Here is a 15,306-nt window from a genome sequence, read left to right as displayed (position 1 = left end):
ATAGTGTTGCCACGCTAAGCCCGCAAGAACCGCATAGCGAATGGTTATTGGCACAACGCCATCATGCCCGATAACCCTTCTTTAACGCGCTTTTCAGTGCCCGCGAAATAGGATGGGGCCGCGAAATAGGATCGGGTGAGAATATCTGCGCATTAATGGCGATCATTAGGTGGCAGGGTTGTTGAAGACGAAAGCGGCGCTGACGGCGCTGGCACTGGGGCTTTCCGTATCCGGCGTGGGGGCGCAGACCGAGAGCCTCCCCGGCGAGGCGCCGCTGCCGACGCCGCGCCCCTACGCGCCGCTGGGCAAGGCGGCAATGGCCGCCTCGCTTCCCTTCGCGGCCGGCATCCTCAATCCGCAAGGCGACCTGGCGTTATTGAAAGAGGGCCTTCAAGCGCTGTCGAAGGGGGATGTCCCGGCCGCCAGAGGGGCCCGGGAAACGCTCAAAGAGGGTTCTCTCGACCACGCGATCTTGGGCTGGGCCATCGCCCTTTCCAATGCCGAGGGCGTGCGCAGCCGGGAGATCGTCGAGACCGTGAAGGCCCTCTCCGGCTGGCCCGGCATGGCGCGGCTGCATGCCAACAGCGAGCGCGCGCTCTACCGCGAGAACCTGCCGGCCAGCGACGTCATCGCCGCCTTCGCCGGCAAGCGCCCCGCAACCTTCGAAGGCACGATGGCGCTCGCCCGCGCGCATGCCGCCCTCGGCAACCGCGGGGCGGCGCTGGCCGTGCTCTCCCCTTTCTGGCGCAGCGAAAAGCTGGAGCCGAAGGAGGAGGCCGCGCTCTTGAAGGAATTCGGCGGCCTGATACCGGCGGCAGACCACCGCCACCGGATGGAGCGCATGTTGTACGACGACCGCGTGCGCTCGGCGGAACGGGTGGCGAAACTTGCCGGCGGCGAGGCGCTGACCCGGGCCTGGGCGGCCGTCATCCGCAACCAGCGCGAGGCGGGCAAGCTGCTCGACGCCGTGCCGGAGGGCGAGCGCACGGCCGGCTACGTCTTCGCCAAGGCGCGCCACCTGCGGCGGACGGAGAAGTTCCGCGAGGCCGCACAGGTGATGCAGTCGGCCCCGCGGGACGCAGCAAGGCTGGTCGATCCGGACACCTGGTGGTTCGAACGGCGGGTGCTGTCGCGCGAACTCCTGGACATCGGCGAGGCGAAAACCGCTTATCAGGTCGCCGCCGGCCATGTCGGCGGGAGCCGGACAAGCAGGGCGGACGCGGAGTTCCACGCCGGCTGGTACGCGCTGCGCAACCTCGGCGAGGCTAAGACCGCCGCCCGCCATTTCGCCGAGATCGCCAAGATCGCCGACGGCCCGATTTCGCGTGCCCGGGCCTTTTACTGGCTCGGCCGGGCGGCGGAAGCGGGCGGGCCGGGAGACGCCAAGGACTATTACCGGCAGGCCGCCGCCTACGGCACGGCCTTCTACGGCCATCTCGCCGCCGCCAAGCTCGACCGCTCCATCCTAGACGCCGCCCATCCGGAGCCGACGGACCTGGAGCGCCGGCGGTTTTCCGGGCGCAGGAGCGTGCAGGCGATCCGGCGGCTGGAGACGGCCGGCGAGGACCGCTATGCCGGCATCCTCTACCGTGATCTTGCCGAAGACCTTTCGAATACCGGCGAGTTGGCGCTTCTGGCGGCGATGGCGGAGGGGAGCGGCAACCACTACCTGGCGCTGCGCATCGGCAAGACCGCCGCCGGCCGCGGGCTGGAGATCGGGATGCTGGCGCATCCCGTGGGCGCCATACCGGCAAGCGCCTCCGTCTCGGACGCCGGCAAGGCGCTCGCCTACGCCATCGCGCGGCAGGAGAGCGAGTTCAACACGGGCGCGGTTTCCAGCGCCGGCGCGCGCGGGCTTCTGCAGCTCATGCCGGGGACGGCCAAGGCCATGGCGCGGAAGGCGGGCCTTGCCTACTCCGCCCCCCGGCTCACCACCGACGCCGGCTACAACGCGACGCTCGGCTCGGCCTATCTCAGCGAGCAGCTCGGCCGCTTCGACGGCTCCTATATTCTTACTTTCGTCGGCTACAACGCCGGCCCGCGCCGCGCCGAGGACTGGATGGAACGCTATGGCGACCCTCGCGGCGCACCGCTCGAGGAAGTGGTGGACTGGATCGAGCACATCCCCTTCACCGAAACACGCGGCTATGTGCAGCGCGTGATGGAGAACTACCAGGTCTACAAGATGCGGTTGACCGGCCGCTTCGACATCGAGCAGGATCTGGTGAAGGGACGGTGAGGCGAGGATGCGCTTAGGTCGAGCCAGCCCCACCCCACTCCACCCGCGCGCGCGTCATCCTTGCTCCACCCGCGCGCGGGTGGAGTGGGGTTGACTCAGCCTAGGCGCATCTTGCGATAAAGGGGGCGATACGGGGAGCGAGGCTTTGCAGGACGGTTTTTCCGACTTCTTCTACACCTCCAGCGATGGGCTGAGGCTCTACGCGCGCGTCTACGGCAAATCGCGGGACGGCAGGCTGCCGGTGGTCTGCCTGCCCGGCCTCACGCGCAACGCCGGCGATTTCCACGCGCTTGCCCTGCTCCTTGCGGGCGACGAGAAGACGCCGCGCCAGGTCATCGCCTTCGACTATCGCGGGCGCGGCCGGTCGGCGTATGACCGCGACTGGCGCAACTACAACGTTGCGACCGAGGCCGCCGATATTTCCGCCGGGCTGACGGTGCTGGGCGTCGAGCATGCCGCCTTCGTCGGCACCTCGCGCGGCGGCCTCATCACCATGGCGCTGGCGGCGATGCGGCCGGCGGCGCTGAAGGCCGTGGTGCTGAACGATATCGGCCCGGTCATCGAGGGGGCGGGCCTGGCGCATATCCGCAGCTATCTGGAGAACGCGCCGAAGCCGCAAAGCATCGAAGAGGCCGTCCGCCTGCAGAAGGCGGCGCACGGGCAGGCCTTCTCCGCGCTTTCTAAGGCGGATTGGGAACGCCAGACGCGGGCGCTCTACCGCATCGAGGACGGCCGCCTTGCCGCCGACTTCGACCCGCGCCTCGTCAAGACGCTGAGAAAGATCGACCTGAGCCTGCCGCTGCCGGCCAACTGGCCGCAATTCGAGGGGCTGGGAGGCGTCCCGCTGCTGGCGATCCGCGGCGCCAACTCGGCGCTGCTTTCGGCCGAGACCCTTGCCGAGATGGCACAGCGGCATCCGCGTCTCGAGGCGCTCACCGTCGAGGGCCAGGGCCACGCGCCGCTTCTGGAGACCGGCGACCTGCCGCGCCGCATCGGCGCTTTCCTGACGCGCGCCGAAAAGGCGACGGGCGGTAGCGGATAAAGAAAAAACCCGGCGGGCAAGCCCGCCGGGTCCTTTCAAGCTTCTCTTCCAACCGCGATTAGAAGTTGCGGTCGAAGCGCAGGAAGCCGTGCCACTGGTCGGGATCGCTCACGCCTTCGATATCGCCATCGAACTTGGTGTAGTTGACGGCCAGCTTGGCGTTGAAGTTCTCGACGATCTCGTAGTCGACCGTCAGGCCGGCCTTGATCGCGTCGAGATCGTCCCCGAAGATCGGGTCGTGTCCGACATTGCTGAAGTACTGCGCACCGACCGAGGCCTTCAGGCGCGGGCTGATGTGGTAGCCGACGAGACCGCCAGCGCTCCACTCGGCGCCCAGACGCGCGATGGCATCGATGTCCGCATCGGTGAAGCCGGTAGCAATACCGCCGAACGGATCAACCGAGTAGTAGCTGATGCCGCTTTCGTAGGTCGCGATGGCCTCGGCGAAGAAGGCGGTACCGGGATCGTACGCGACGATCGCCTTGGCGGCCCACTCTTCGGCCGTGGCGTCGTAGGCGCCCCACAGGTTCGCGCTGCCCCAAGCTTGCGAGACACCGATATTGCCGACCACGTTCGGCGTCCAGTCATAGGCGTCGTCGATCTCTTCCAGAGCAACCGACACGAAGACGCCGTTGGCGGCATCGAAGGTGTAGCGGATGAAGTTGGCACGGTCGCCGCCGCCCTGATCGAACTCACCCGAAAGACCGGCATCATAGAGCGTGTCGGATACACCCATGGAGAGCCCGCCAAGCGACAGGATCGCCTGCTGGACGCGCGCGGTGCCCGAATTTAGCCCCGTCGAAAGGTGATCCCCATCGTTGATCCCCTCAATCTCGAGCACCTCGCCGCCCGTCGTCTGCAGACGCAGCTCGATGAAGCCGCCCAGTGTGCCGTACTCCGTCTCGGAGCGGGCATCGAGCGTGACTGTCGCACGAGCAAGCTTGTCCCAGCCTTCGGCTTCAACGAAGTCACCGTCCGTGAAACCCATCTCGTAACGGACGTAGCCGCCGATCTTGAGGCAGGTCTCGGTGCCGGGGATGTAGAAGAAGCCGGCGCCGTAGACGTCGCAGACGCGGACATATTCCATCGGCTCCGGCTCGGGAACGAAGATGGCGTCGGCCGCCTGGGCGCCCGTAGCGGCGACCGTGGCGGCCGCGGAGCCAATGAGAAGGCTCTTAATGTTCATTTTCTGACCTCCAGTCTGAATCGCGGCTGGAAGGCGCAAGCGCTTGATTTTAAAATAAACTTTCCCGAAGCAGCGATTTCAGGCGACAAAAACGGAATATCTTTTTTTGGGAAAATGCGTCCGATGTGTGCCGAGAGCGGGATGCATTTAGGTGGAGCCAGCAGGAAGATCGGAAATGCTGGCGTCCTTTCGCGCCCCCCTCTGCCCTGAGTTTTGTCGAAGGGCCGGGCATCTCCCCCACGAGTGGGGAGATCAACTGGCCGCTTGCTTCGACGCCTCTTCTGCAGCGTTGCGGATTGGCGAAAGCCGTGGTGACGGCCAATCTCCCCCCCGTGTGGGGGAGATGCCCGGCCCTTCGACAAAGCTCAGGGCAGAGGGGGGCGCGAAAGGGCGCCCAGCTTTCGCCCTTCAATCTCCGGGCGTAAGCCAGCCGAAGCCCGCAGGGCGAAGGCTGGCGGAGAGGATGGGATTCGAACCCACGAGGCCCTTTTGGGGCCTACTCCCTTAGCAGGGGAGCGCCTTCGACCACTCGGCCACCTCTCCGTGGCAAGGCTGGATAAAGAAAAGCGGCGGCACAATCAACATGTCTTGCATGCTTCGCGCATTACAATGACGCCATACAATGACGCCATAGCGCGCAAGACGCCTCCTCCGCCGTCCGGCCACGCCGCGAATCGTGCCGGCCACGAAAGCGCAGATGGGCGCCGGCAAACGCGAATTCAATGCGCACGATTCGCCCCTTCGCGCCGAGCTGCGGGGTGGAAAGGGGGGAAATCCCCGGCGCTTCTTACCGTAAGCCGCTCTGTAACCTTAACGATCCATTACCGTAGCCCGCTCAATCGTGGCTTTTGTGCAACAGGTGCCGTCGATAGCGTGTGCGTGACGGCATAGGTGCGGCAATCGCGGTTGATCCCCGGCCCGGCGTGAGTAATGTCGGCTTGGAAGAAGGAGCGCCGGGGGCGCGACTTTTTCGTACCGTGGGGATGGGGCAGGGAAAGCTGTCCTTCAGCAAAATACCCAGACCCGTATTTAGAACTTTTGACTGGAGGTCAGAAAATGAACATTAAGAGCCTTCTCATTGGCTCCGCGGCCGCCACGGTCGCCGCTACGGGCGCCCAGGCGGCCGACTGCGTCTGCGACGTCTACGGCGCCGGCTTCTTCTACATCCCCGGCACCGAGACCTGCCTCAAGATCGGCGGCTACGTCCGTTACGAGATCGGTTTTGACGAGGACGACGACGGCTGGCGGAAGCTTGCCCGTGGCACGCTGACGGTCGACGCCCGCTCGGAGACCGAGTACGGCACGCTGGGCGGCTTCATCGAGCTGCGCGGCGACGTCAAGAGCGGTCATGTCGGCGCTCCCGACAGCGACAACTGGATTCGCGTTCAGCAGGCGATCATCTCGCTCGGCGGCTTCTCCATGGGTCTGTCCGACACGCTCTACGACGCCGGCCTGTCCGGTGAGTTCGACGGCGGCGGCGGCGACCGCGCTCACTTCATGCGCTACACCTTCGATGCCGCCAACGGCGTCTTCGTCACGATCGCTCTCGAAGAGGCCGATTACAACGTGGACTACACGCCGAACGTGGTCGGCAATGTCGGTATCGCGCAGGGCTGGGGCAGCCTGAACGTCTGGGGCGCCTACGACGCCACGGCCGAAGAGTGGGCCGCCAAGGCGATCGCCAAGATCAAGGCTACCGAGCAGCTCACGGTTGAGTTGCTTGCCACCTACGAGTCCGACAACAGCTTCTATTCGGTCACGAAGGACGGCAACGGCGGCTACGAGTGGACGGCCGGCGGCTACCTGAAGTATGCCGCGACGCCCAAGCTCTCGGTCGGCTTCGGCGGTCAGTACTTCGCCAGCGAGCACATCACCGGCGACGACAACTATGCCCTCGGCGGTGTGATCGACTACGCGCTGGTCGAGAACTTCAACACCAAGCTCGCTGTCAACTACTTCGACGGCGACAGCTACGAGGACGGCCACTTCGGCGGCTTCCTGCGCTTCGACCGCAACTTCTAAGCGGTCTGACTTCGCGCCCGGTGGCTTCGGTCACCGGGCGTTGCATCTCCGTTCAATCCCAAGTAAAGCCTTTGTCATAGAATATTACCACACATCATATTGTGTGACCGGGGCTGGCGCTAAAGGGGGGACTGAATGGTGGTTCAGGGCGAAAAAGGGTGGTCTGTATTTTTCCCGCTGGGGAAGGGTGTAAATGCAGAAGAGCACAGCCATAGCTCACCAAAAGACTTCAGGGCTGGTGTCTTTGAAGTAGCGGCTTTTATAGCCGGCAATGCCAGACGAACGATTTTATGGCTGCAAGGGATGGAGATGCGTCGCATACCGCGGACATGGTCCGTGGCGGCGATAACCTGCTGATACTTAACTTTTACAGCAGAGCGTCTCGATCGTTATGTCTCATGATCTGCATGCCGTTGGCAGCAACAATGATGAATGGGTCACGAGCCCGGTAGCCGAGTATTCGGTGACGTTCGGCACCACGCCGTTGCGGGTTGTCGATACGTTCAGCCTCAAGGAACTCTTCGCCAGGTTCGGCGACGTTCTGTGGGAACCCGGACGACATAAATACAATGTCACCTCATTCATCGGCGAATTGAACGAACTGCTGCTAAGCAGGCGCTTCAGCGCCTTCGATCAGGAAACGCTTGACGACCTGATCGGCAAATTACGCTCCCGCGGGAACAGCAACGCGACCATCAACAGAAAGATGGCGGCGCTGAGCAAGTTGCTGCGGAAGGCATATAAGATGGGGTGCATCCACAGTCTGCCGGAGTTCCGGCGGCAGAAGGAGAGAGCGGGGCGGATCCGTTTCCTCGACATGGAGGAGGAGACGAGGCTGTTCGCTGCCATCCGCGCGCGCAGCGAAGACGCCTACAGGCTGTGCATTTTCCTGGTCGACACGGGCTGCCGGCTGGGCGAAGCGATAGGGTTGACCTGGAACGACGTGCAGGGCGGGCGCGCCAGCTTCTGGATCACCAAATCCGCGCGCAGCCGCACCGTTCCCATGACCGCCCGCGCGCAACGCGCCGTGAAAATCCCGAAGGACGGGCACAAGGGCCCCTTCGCCATGCTGCAGCAGGCGCCTTTCCGTGCCATCTGGAACGAGGCCAAGGCCGAGGTCGGCCTCGGCAGCGACACCCAGGTGGTGCCGCACGTGCTGCGCCACACCTGCGCCTCCCGCCTGGTGCAGGGCGGGATCGACATGCGCCGCGTGCAAATGTGGCTCGGCCACCAGACCCTGCAGATGACAATGCGCTACGCCCACCTGGCGACCAGCGACCTCGACCCCTGCGTCGACGTGCTGGAAATGACCTGCCGCAAGAAGGCGAAGAGGGCGGGCGCGGCGGCATAGGGCGGGTGTCTTTTGGGGGCGCCGGCATCTCCATCCCTTCCAAGTAAGCAACACCCCACCCCGCCACACCCACCCACTTTGCACCAGGCGCCCGCGGCCTTAAAGAAGACCGACGACACCTTCAAAAGCCGAAACGCCCATGCCCCAGCGCCCTCCCCTCACCCCGCTTGTCGACAGCCTTCCCGCGACCGTGCCCTTCGTCGGCCCGGAAACGCAGGAGCGCAATCGCGGGCGGCCCTTCCGCGCCCGGCTCGGCGCCAACGAGAACGGCTTCGGCCCCTCACCGAGGGTGGTCGAGGCGATGCGGGCGGCCGCGCCCGAGATGTGGAAATACGGAGACCCGGAGAGCCACGACCTCAGGCACACGCTCGCCGCCCTTCACGGCGTGGCGCCGGAAAACATCGTCGTCGGCGAAGGCATCGACGGGCTGCTCGGCCTCATCGTGCGGCAATATGCGGAGCCGGGCACGCCCGTCGTCACCTCGCTCGGCGCCTACCCCACCTTCAACTATCACGTGGCGGGCTTCGGCGCGCGGCTCGTCACCGTGCCCTACGAGAGGGACCGGGAGAGCCTCAACGGGCTGCTTGAGGCCGTGCGGCGCGAGAAGGCGCGCATCGTCTACCTCTCCAACCCGGACAATCCCATGGGCACCTGGTGGGAGGCGGACGAGATCGCCCGCTTCATCGCAGCGCTGCCCGAGACCGCCATGCTGGTGCTCGACGAGGCCTATTGCGAGACCGCGCCGGCCTCCGCCCTGCCGCCGCTCGAGCCCCAGCGGCCCAACGTCCTGCGCATGCGCACCTTCTCCAAGGCCTACGGGCTGGCGGGGCTCAGATGCGGCTATGCGATCGGCGAGGCGGAAGCGATCCGCGCCTTCGACAAGGTGCGCAACCATTTCGGCATGACGCGCATGACGCAGGCGGCCGCTCTTGCCGCGCTCAACGACCGGGCGCATCTTGAATGGGTGATCGAGGCCGTCGACGCCTGCCGGCAGCGCCTGACGGCGATCGCCGAGGCGCACGGGCTTGCCGCCCTCCCCTCGGCGACCAACTTCGTCACCATCGACTGCGGCGGCGACGGCGCCTTTGCCATGCGGGTGCTCGAAGCGCTCGGCGCGCGCGACGTCTTCGTGCGCAAACCCATGGCGCCCGGCCTCGACCGCTGCATCCGCGTGAGCGTCGGGCCGGAGGCCGAGATCGCCGTCTTCGAGGCGGAACTGGCCGGCGCGCTGGAGAGGGCGAGGAAGAGTGAGTAGTGAGTAGTGAGTAGTGAGTAGTGAGTAGTGAGTAGTGATATAAAGCGTATCGCCTTTCCATTCACTATTTATTATTCACTATTCACTATTCACTACTCACTCTTCCTCACTCTTCCTCACTCTTCCTCCCCACCGCCAAATCCCTATCCTCCTCGCCACCCGGGCCGAACTGGCGATGCAGGATCTCCACCAGCTCCGCCGCCTTGCCCTTGGGCATGGGGCGGAAATCGTTCACCAGCGCCTCGTCGTTCATGACCCAGGCATGCGCCTCGGCCAGTTCGCGCTCGCTGGCGCCGGTGGCTGCAAGCTCGGCCAGAAACGCACTGTCCACCGGTCCCAGAATCCGGTGCACCCCTTCCCTGGTCAGGGCCATGGCGATCTCCCCTTTCTTCCTGTTGAACCCGAGGGGAAATGCCGTCGATGCCATGTGGTTCCCGAGCTGCGAGGCGAGGTGTGCCAAGCGCCGCCTTGCCATAATTAAACGTACGTTCTATTAATTAAAGCGGAGGAGCATCGGCCATGGCGCGCACCGCGGGTTCCGACGGGGAGAAGACCGAGGCCGCCATACGCGCGGCGGCCTTGCGGCTCATGGCGCGGCACGGCTTCGAGGCGGTGTCGATGCGCCAGCTCGCCGGGGAGGTGGGCGTGCAGGCGGCCGCCCTCTACCGCTATTTCCCCACCAAGGAAGACCTGCTCTACACCCTCATGCGCGCGCATATGGAGGGGCTCATCGCCTCGTGGGAGGCGGCGCGGCCTGCCTCCGGCAATGCCGCCGCGCTGCTTTCCGCATTCGTCGAAAACCACATCCGCTTCCACGTGGCGCGGCGGCACTCCACCCATGTCAGCAACATGGAGCTCAGAAGCCTGTCGCACGAGCGGCTCACGCATATCCTGCGCCTGCGCGGCGCCTACGAGAAGGAGCTGCGGCAGATCCTGCGCTCAGGCGCCGACGCCGGCACCTTCCACATCGACGATACGGCGCTGACGGCGATGGCGATCATCCAGATGATCACCGGCGTCATCGTCTGGTTCCGGCCGGGGGAGCGCCTTTCCGTCGAGGAAGTGGCCGATACCTATCACACCATGACCCTGCGCCTTGTCGGCGCCCCAGCCTGACGGGAGGACCTTTACAATGTTCACGCAGACACTTTCCTTCGGCCTCGGTGAGGAGATCGAGGCCCTGCGCGACATGGTGCACCGCTTCGCAAAGGAGAAGATCGCCCCGCTGGCGGCGGAAATAGACGAGAGCAACGCGTTCCCCGCCCATCTGTGGGCGCAGATGGGGGCGCTTGGCCTCCTCGGCGTCACCGTCGAGCCCGAGCATGGCGGCTCGGGCCTCGGCTATCTCGCCCATGTGGTGGCGATGGAGGAGATCTCCAGAGCTTCCGCCTCCGTCGGCCTTTCCTACGGCGCCCACTCCAATCTCTGCGTCAACCAGATCCGCCGCTGGGGCACGCCGCAGCAGAAGGCCAAATACCTGCCGCCCCTGTGCACCGGAAAGACCGTCGGCGCGCTCGCCATGTCGGAGACGGGGGCGGGCTCGGACGTCCTGTCCATGCGCCTGAAGGCGAAGAAGAAGAACGACCGCTTCATCGTCAACGGCTCGAAGATGTGGATCACCAACGGGCCCGAAGCCGGCACGCTGGTCGTCTACGCCAGGACGGACCCGCAGGAAGACGGCCGCGGCATCACCGCCTTCATCGTGACAAGCGGGATGCCCGGCTTTTCCGTCGCCCAGAAGCTCGACAAGCTCGGCATGCGCGGCTCCAACACGGGCGAGCTCGTCTTCGACAATGTCGAGGTGCCGTTCGACAACGTGCTCGGCGAGGAGGGCCGCGGCGTCGAGGTCCTGATGTCCGGCCTCGACTACGAGCGCGTGGTGCTCGCCGCCGGCCCGCTCGGCATCATGGCCGCCGCACTCGACGTTGCCGTGCCGTACGTGAAGGAGCGCAAGCAGTTCGGCCGGCCGGTCGGCGCGTTCCAGCTCGTCCAGGGCAAGCTTGCCGACATGTACACGGCGCTCAACGCGTCGAGAGCCTATGTCTACGCCGTGGCGGCCGCCTGCGACCGCGGCGAGACCACCCGCAAGGACGCCGCCGGCTGCATCCTCTTTGCCGCGGAAAAAGCCACCCAGACGGCGCTCGATGCCATCCAGCTCCTCGGCGGCAACGGCTACGTCAACGAGTTCCCCACCGGCCGCCTGCTGCGCGACGCCAAGCTCTACGAGATCGGCGCCGGCACGTCCGAGATCCGCCGCTGGCTGATCGGCCGGGAAATCGTCGGAGAAGCGGGCTGATCCGGGGCGCGAAATGGCCTATGCATTAGTCCCGCCGCCCACCGCCGAGCACAGGAAGCCATGGCCGTCATAAAATCCCAGCTCTCCCCCGCCTCCGACGCCTTCAAGTCGAACGCCGCGCGCATGAAGGCGCTGGTCGCCGAGATGGCCGAGAAAGCCGCAACGATCGAGCGCGGCGGCTCGAAGGAGGCGCGCGAGCGCCACACCGCCCGCGGCAAGCTCCTCCCGCGCGAGCGCCTCGCCCGCCTCCTCGACGTCGGCGCCCCCTTCCTGGAGATCGGCCAGTTCGCCGCCTGGGGCATGTACGAGGGCGACATCGCCTCTGCCGGCCTCATCGCCGGCATCGGCCGCGTCGAAGGCCGCGAATGCGTCATCGTCGTCAACGACGCCACGGTGAAGGGCGGCACCTACTATCCGCTGACGGTGAAAAAGCACCTGCGCGCCCAGGAGATCGCGCTCGAAAACAACCTGCCGTGCATCTACCTGGTCGATTCGGGCGGCGCCAACCTGCCCAACCAGGACGAGGTCTTCCCCGACCGTGAGCATTTCGGCCGCATCTTCTATAACCAGGCCAACATGTCGGCCAAAGGCATCCCGCAGATCGCCTGCGTCATGGGTTCGTCCACGGCGGGCGGCGCCTATGTGCCGGCGATGTCCGACGAGACCGTCATGGTCAAGGGCCAGGCGACCATCTTCCTCGGCGGCCCGCCGCTGGTGAAGGCCGCCACCGGCGAGGTGGTCACGGCGGAGGAGCTCGGCGGCGCCGAGGTCCACACCCGCCTCTCCGGCGTCGCCGACCACTACGCGCTGAACGACGAGCACGCCCTCGCGATCGTCCGCCGCATCGTCAAGAACCTCAACCGCACGAAGACCATAGCCCTAGACCTCCAGCCCCCCGCCCCACCCCTCTACGACCCGGCCGAGATCTACGGCCTCATCCCGGAAGACACCCGCCAGCCCTACGACGTGCGCGAGGTCATCGCCCGCCTGGTCGACGGCTCGCAGTTCGACGAGTTCAAGCAGAACTACGGCACCACGCTCATCACCGGCTTTGCCCGCCTCTACGGCATCCCCGTCGGCATCCTCGCCAACAACGGCGTCCTCTTCTCCGAATCCGCCCTCAAGGGCGCCCACTTCATCGAGCTCTGCTGCCAGCGCAAGATCCCCCTCGTCTTCCTGCAGAACATCACCGGCTTCATGGTCGGCAGGAAATACGAGGCCGGCGGCATCGCCCGCGACGGCGCCAAGCTCGTCACCGCCGTCGCCACCGCCCGCGTCCCCAAGGTCACGGCCATCATCGGCGGCTCCTTCGGCGCCGGCAACTACGGCATGTGCGGCCGCGCCTTCTCCCCCCGCTTCCTGTGGATGTGGCCCAACGCGCGCATCTCCGTGATGGGCGGCGAACAGGCGGCAACGGTGCTCGCCATCGTCAAGCGCGAGGGCATCGAGCGCAAGGGCGGGACGTGGAGCGAGGAGGAGGAAGCCGCGTTCAGGGCGCCGATCCTGGAGAAATACGAGCGCGAGGGGCACCCGCTGTATTCATCGGCGCGGCTGTGGGACGATGGGATTGTCAATCCGGCGAAGACGCGGGAGGTGTTGGGGTTGAGCCTGAGTGCGGCGTTGAATGCGGAGGTGGAGGAGACGCGGTTTGGGGTGTTTCGGATGTGAGGGGTAGACAGAATGTTCTCTGTATGTTCTATATGTTCAGCTTGACGATCCACGCGTCACGAACGCAAGTTGGCGGCATAAATCAAACTTTGGCTGAAGTGGAAGCGTGAAACACAATCACGAATTTCGCGATCCAATCCATGTATTCATCACCCTCGACACCGATGAGCGCAGGGTTGTGGACTCGCGTCCATTCCAACGCCTAAGGCATATTCATCAACTAGCGACTTCTTTTTTGATCTTTCCGGGTGCTACTCACAGGCGTTTCGAACACTCGCTCGGGGTGATGCACCTCGCCGGTCTTGTATTCGACATAGTGACTGCTGAGTCGCACGTGCATTACGAAATTAAGACTCATCTGCCAGGCAAGCATCAACTAGAATATTGGAAGAGAGTGGTCCGCTTGGCGGCTCTTTGCCATGATGTAGGACACCTCCCATTCTCACACGCAGCCGAGCATGAGCTTCTACCAACAGACTGGAATCATGAACGCCTGACATACGACCTGATAATGTCAGATGAAATGAAGGACATTTTCACCAAGTCCATCCCTCCTATTCTACCAGAACATGTTGCGAAGATAGCAATTGGCCCTAAAAAGCTTTCTGATTTTTCCAATGATTTTGCATTCACGATTTGGGAGACTCTCCTCTCAGAGATAATAGTCGGGGACGCTTTTGGAGTTGATCGTATCGACTACTTGCTACGTGATGCATATCATGCTGGCGTGGTTTACGGGAGATTTGACCACCATCGATTGCTACAGACGTTGAGGATATTGCCAAGAACGGACCGAGAATCATTAGAACCTTGGCTTGGCGTGGAATCTGGAGGACTTGAAGCAGCTGAGGCAATGTCTCTCGCACGATATTTCATGTATAAGCAGGTATATTTTCATCATGTCAGAAGAGCTTATGATATTCACTTAAAAGATTTTTTGAAAGAATGGCTTCCAGACAGTTTCTTTCCCACATGTGTGGCCGATCACATTAATTTGACTGATAACGAAGTTATATCAGCACTGCTAAGTGCAGCCAGAGAACCTTCGGCGAAGGGGCATCTTCATGCAAAAAGAATCGTAGATCGACTTCATTTCAAGAGAATTTATGAAAGAACTCCAGCCGATCAGAAAATAAACTTACGATCTGTTGATCTGATCTATGCAGCCCTGATCAAGGAATTTGGAACAAACATGTTACGGCGGGACTCATATCCGCCCAAGAGTGTTGCCTTGGATTTTCCTGTCTTACAAAGCAACGGTGGAATTGAATCCTCGATTAACCTTTCTGAAACCTTGACTAAGATACCCTCTGCGACCTTTGATCTTCTTTTTTGCGACCGTGAAATTTTGGATAAGGCCACTAGCTTTTTGAACGCGAATCGCGAAGAGATCATTAGACAAAAAGGAGACGCCCCATGAGCGCGCCTAGCCTGGCGTCAATCGTTTTGTTCACCATGCAAGCCTTGAAGAATGAAGGTAGCTGGTGTGGTGAGACGCATGTCCAGAAAGCATTATATCTGTGCCAAATGCTCGCTGGAGTTCCTTCGGATTTCAAGTTCATTCTCTACAAACATGGTCCTTTTTCGTTTCAGCTCTCTGACTATCTTCAGAGCTTAATAGCAGATGAAATAGTGCAGGTTGTCTCCCGGCATCCCTATGGCCCTATGTTGTGCATTTCTGATGAGGCTATCGATATTGCCTCTGAAGTTAACTCGAATGAGAAGATAGCTTCGGGGATATCTTTCGTCGCGAAAAATCTTGGTAGTAAGAATGTTTCTGAGCTAGAGAAACTCGCGACTGCTGTGTTTGTGAACAATAAATATGGCAGTGAGCTTTCTCTTGAGAAGAGAGCAGAGATTCTTACCTCTCTGAAGTCTCACGTTCAATTGGATGCTGCGCGGAGTGCGTTTATTGACGCAGAGAGATTAGCATCAGAAGCTCAATCTGTTCACTAGCGAACAGATTGCTTATTAGGTACAGGACGATATGCCTTGCGGCAGTTGGCCGAGGAGAGTGGGCACCGGTGGTCGCCCAGCATTGTCCTATTCACACTAAATCATCAATAGCCACCCCAAGCGCCCCAGCCAGCTTCCGCAGCGTCTGCACAGACCCCGTCTTCCTCCCCGCTTCGATGTCAGCAATCTGCACCCGGTTCACAGTAACCGGCCGAATAGGACCGCCTTATGAGAGGTGGTGTGAACCGGTAAGTTCAGGTCGTTAACGACGTCGTTATTGACGTCGTTAAG

General features: G+C 62.9%; 13 protein-coding genes and 1 tRNA gene. 10 read left to right on the top strand and 4 right to left on the bottom strand.

Features of this window, described 5'->3' with window-relative positions:
* Positions 1-181 precede the first annotated feature (181 nt).
* Positions 182-2,239 carry a lytic transglycosylase domain-containing protein gene (locus tag GM910_RS24160; protein WP_425482728.1) on the top strand — a complete coding sequence of 686 codons (2,058 nt, stop codon included), beginning with the start codon at positions 182-184 and terminating at the stop codon, positions 2,237-2,239.
* Between the two features lie 145 nt (positions 2,240-2,384).
* A complete protein-coding gene (locus GM910_RS24155) occupies positions 2,385-3,281 on the top strand; it encodes an alpha/beta fold hydrolase (RefSeq protein ID WP_159592714.1) in 897 nt (298 codons plus the stop codon).
* Between the two features lie 58 nt (positions 3,282-3,339).
* On the opposite strand, the gene GM910_RS24150 is transcribed toward GM910_RS24155, so the two are convergent.
* Positions 3,340-4,467 (bottom strand): porin, encoded by a 1,128-nt coding sequence (locus GM910_RS24150; RefSeq protein WP_159592711.1) that lies wholly within the window; start codon positions 4,465-4,467, stop codon positions 3,340-3,342.
* A 452-nt stretch (positions 4,468-4,919) separates the two neighbouring features.
* A tRNA-Ser gene (locus GM910_RS24145) sits at positions 4,920-5,010 on the bottom strand.
* A 513-nt stretch (positions 5,011-5,523) separates the two neighbouring features.
* On the opposite strand from GM910_RS24145, the gene GM910_RS24140 reads away from it, so the two are divergent.
* From GM910_RS24140 to GM910_RS24130, 3 genes are all read left to right on the top strand, one after another.
* On the top strand, positions 5,524-6,489 hold the full coding sequence (locus GM910_RS24140; RefSeq protein WP_159592708.1) for a porin: 966 nt from the start codon (positions 5,524-5,526) through the stop codon (positions 6,487-6,489).
* Positions 6,490-6,880: 391 nt separating this feature from the next.
* On the top strand, positions 6,881-7,840 hold the full coding sequence (locus GM910_RS24135) for a tyrosine-type recombinase/integrase (protein WP_159592705.1): 960 nt from the start codon (positions 6,881-6,883) through the stop codon (positions 7,838-7,840).
* Positions 7,841-7,979: 139 nt separating this feature from the next.
* A complete protein-coding gene (locus GM910_RS24130; RefSeq protein WP_159592702.1) occupies positions 7,980-9,095 on the top strand; it encodes a pyridoxal phosphate-dependent aminotransferase in 1,116 nt (371 codons plus the stop codon).
* A 106-nt stretch (positions 9,096-9,201) separates the two neighbouring features.
* On the opposite strand, the gene GM910_RS24125 is transcribed toward GM910_RS24130, so the two are convergent.
* Complete coding sequence (locus GM910_RS24125) at positions 9,202-9,468, bottom strand: hypothetical protein (protein ID WP_159592699.1); 267 nt, start codon at positions 9,466-9,468, stop codon at positions 9,202-9,204.
* Between the two features lie 146 nt (positions 9,469-9,614).
* Here GM910_RS24125 and GM910_RS24120 point away from each other — a divergent pair, with 146 nt between their 5' ends.
* The 5 genes from GM910_RS24120 to GM910_RS24100 all read left to right on the top strand — a co-directional run bounded on the left by GM910_RS24120 (position 9,615) and on the right by GM910_RS24100 (position 15,015).
* Positions 9,615-10,211: a TetR/AcrR family transcriptional regulator gene (locus tag GM910_RS24120; RefSeq protein WP_159592696.1), complete on the top strand. Its 597-nt coding sequence runs from the start codon at positions 9,615-9,617 to the stop codon at positions 10,209-10,211.
* Between the two features lie 16 nt (positions 10,212-10,227).
* A complete protein-coding gene (locus tag GM910_RS24115; protein WP_159592693.1) occupies positions 10,228-11,391 on the top strand; it encodes an isovaleryl-CoA dehydrogenase in 1,164 nt (387 codons plus the stop codon).
* Positions 11,392-11,451: 60 nt separating this feature from the next.
* Positions 11,452-13,059: a carboxyl transferase domain-containing protein gene (locus GM910_RS24110; RefSeq protein WP_159592690.1), complete on the top strand. Its 1,608-nt coding sequence runs from the start codon at positions 11,452-11,454 to the stop codon at positions 13,057-13,059.
* A 106-nt stretch (positions 13,060-13,165) separates the two neighbouring features.
* A complete protein-coding gene (locus tag GM910_RS24105) occupies positions 13,166-14,479 on the top strand; it encodes an HD domain-containing protein (protein ID WP_159592687.1) in 1,314 nt (437 codons plus the stop codon).
* A complete protein-coding gene (locus tag GM910_RS24100) occupies positions 14,476-15,015 on the top strand; it encodes a hypothetical protein (protein WP_159592683.1) in 540 nt (179 codons plus the stop codon). Before GM910_RS24105 ends, GM910_RS24100 begins: the two co-directional genes overlap by 4 nt.
* A 91-nt stretch (positions 15,016-15,106) precedes the next feature.
* On the opposite strand, the gene GM910_RS27910 is transcribed toward GM910_RS24100, so the two are convergent.
* A complete protein-coding gene (locus GM910_RS27910; RefSeq protein WP_425482727.1) occupies positions 15,107-15,208 on the bottom strand; it encodes a hypothetical protein in 102 nt (33 codons plus the stop codon).
* Between the last annotated feature and the right edge of the window lie 98 nt (positions 15,209-15,306).

Source organism: Chelativorans xinjiangensis (assembly GCF_009812055.1).
Taxonomy (GTDB): Bacteria; Pseudomonadota; Alphaproteobacteria; order Rhizobiales; family Rhizobiaceae; genus Chelativorans; species Chelativorans xinjiangense.
This window is presented reverse-complemented; position numbering and strand designations above follow the sequence as displayed.

Excerpts from the sequence above, each read along its gene's own strand:
- GM910_RS24150 (WP_159592711.1), bottom strand. The coding sequence starts at position 4,467 with ATGAACATTAAGAGCCTTCTCATTGGCTCCGCGGCCGCCACGGTCGCC.
- GM910_RS24115 (WP_159592693.1), top strand. The coding sequence starts at position 10,228 with ATGTTCACGCAGACACTTTCCTTCGGCCTCGGTGAGGAGATCGAGGCC.
- GM910_RS24140 (WP_159592708.1), top strand. The coding sequence starts at position 5,524 with ATGAACATTAAGAGCCTTCTCATTGGCTCCGCGGCCGCCACGGTCGCC.
- GM910_RS24100 (WP_159592683.1), top strand. The coding sequence starts at position 14,476 with ATGAGCGCGCCTAGCCTGGCGTCAATCGTTTTGTTCACCATGCAAGCC.
- GM910_RS24120 (WP_159592696.1), top strand. The coding sequence starts at position 9,615 with ATGGCGCGCACCGCGGGTTCCGACGGGGAGAAGACCGAGGCCGCCATA.
- GM910_RS24130 (WP_159592702.1), top strand. The coding sequence starts at position 7,980 with ATGCCCCAGCGCCCTCCCCTCACCCCGCTTGTCGACAGCCTTCCCGCG.
- GM910_RS24110 (WP_159592690.1), top strand. The coding sequence starts at position 11,452 with ATGGCCGTCATAAAATCCCAGCTCTCCCCCGCCTCCGACGCCTTCAAG.
- GM910_RS24125 (WP_159592699.1), bottom strand. The coding sequence starts at position 9,468 with ATGGCCCTGACCAGGGAAGGGGTGCACCGGATTCTGGGACCGGTGGAC.
- GM910_RS24135 (WP_159592705.1), top strand. The coding sequence starts at position 6,881 with ATGTCTCATGATCTGCATGCCGTTGGCAGCAACAATGATGAATGGGTC.